The organism is Shigella sp. FC1567, assembly GCF_001743015.1.
Classification (GTDB): Bacteria; Pseudomonadota; Gammaproteobacteria; order Enterobacterales; family Enterobacteriaceae; genus Escherichia; species Escherichia coli.
The window spans coordinates 1-1,410 of the sequence record NZ_MIIV01000273.1; the positions used below are offsets into that span (position 1 = coordinate 1).

At 38.4% G+C, this 1,410-nt stretch carries 1 protein-coding gene and 1 pseudogene; one reads left to right on the plus strand and one right to left on the minus strand.

Going from position 1 to position 1,410, the window contains the following annotated elements; all coding sequences use genetic code 11:
- Nucleotides 1-81 (plus strand): IS1 family transposase (locus BHE85_RS15490; protein WP_000618533.1); only part of this gene is annotated, 81 nt, incomplete at its 5' end.
- Between the two features lie 14 nt (nucleotides 82-95).
- Here BHE85_RS15490 and BHE85_RS27560 read toward each other — a convergent pair.
- Nucleotides 96-236 (minus strand): annotated as a pseudogene (locus tag BHE85_RS27560) (hypothetical protein); the annotation flags it as partial.
- Nucleotides 237-1,410 lie beyond the last annotated feature (1,174 nt).

Genomic DNA, 1,410 nt, shown 5'->3' on the forward strand with positions numbered 1-1,410 from the left:
AAGTCACTGTCGTTCTCAAAATCGGTGGAGCTGCATGACAAGGTCATCGGGCATTATCTGAACATAAAACACTATCAGTAAGTTGGAGTCATTACCTGTAATGTTCGGTATTTCTTTATAATTATTCTGGGAAATCTATCATTTATTTTTAAAATCAAATTATCTTGTTGTTTAAAAATAAGTTCACATACTTTATTATCTTCTTCCGCCATCAACATCTCTGCATACTTAAACATTTCAGAACGTTCCTTTAGCACAGAAGAGTAATTATATGTCCAGTTCCCAGGCAATAATGCTTATGGATATTTAACTAATAATTTAGAGAATATTTTGCAATAATATTTGGCTGTATTCAGAAATACCTGAAAAATCATACTATACAGCCCCAGGGAATGGATAAAGATTCTAACAAAGCATTTCAACAATATATGCTTGTTAAAAATCCATATCGAAATGCCGTTGCAGCATTAATATATGCCTCATTCATAAAATGTAAAAGAGCAAGCTCGTACCAGTAGGGGGGAAATTCATTGACATGTCCTGTCAATACGTACAGAGCCCTGTCATGCTTGCCAGCACGTAACAATTCCGTCCCCAGTAACCAGCGTGTCCCCTGATTATTCTCAGGGTTATATGTTAGTATTTTATCAATGAGTATAACGGCATCCTGATGACGCTGTAAATGAACATTCGCCAGAATTGCAGCATAAAGAGCGCAAATGCATATGCCAGATGAGCGTGAATATCAATGATGTCAGGAGCATGTCAGGCAAGACGCCTGAGTTTGTTGACGTAATTTGTTTCGTTTATTTCATCACTATCGTATGCGTCAGGAGTTTTTTCAAACTCATCCCGAAATGGGCCAAGCCTGGTTTCAGGAAATAAGAAATACCCCTAGTTATTGTTCACTTAAAAGTATAATTTGTAATTCAAATCCTGAGCCTGTAAAACGGGGAGTAACATATTCTATTCTGAAGAGAATAAAAGTCGTGATGCGATGTATCAAGCCCGGATTGTAATCCCAGATTAACATAGATCACAAAACAACTTATTCTTCACTAACGTGAAGATAAATATCGTTGTATGCCTTATCACGACTACGAATACCAGCAAGATACAACTGACATACGGAAAGATACCATGTTTTTTACTCCCGAAAATAACGCTAAAAAGCTACTTCCCCATCGTTTGTCCTTAGTATTGTCAGCGCCAACAATGTGGGCTGACATGATAAAGCTGTCTAGGAAAACGTTCGCCTCCTCAGCGGACAATCCAAATGGTGATTGTCCCTATTAAACGTTTATTTTGAAGGTTGGATTTGCCCCTATATTTCCAGACATCTGTTATCACTTAACCCATTACAAGCCCGCTGCCGCAGATATTCCCGTGGCGAGCGATAACCCAGCGCAC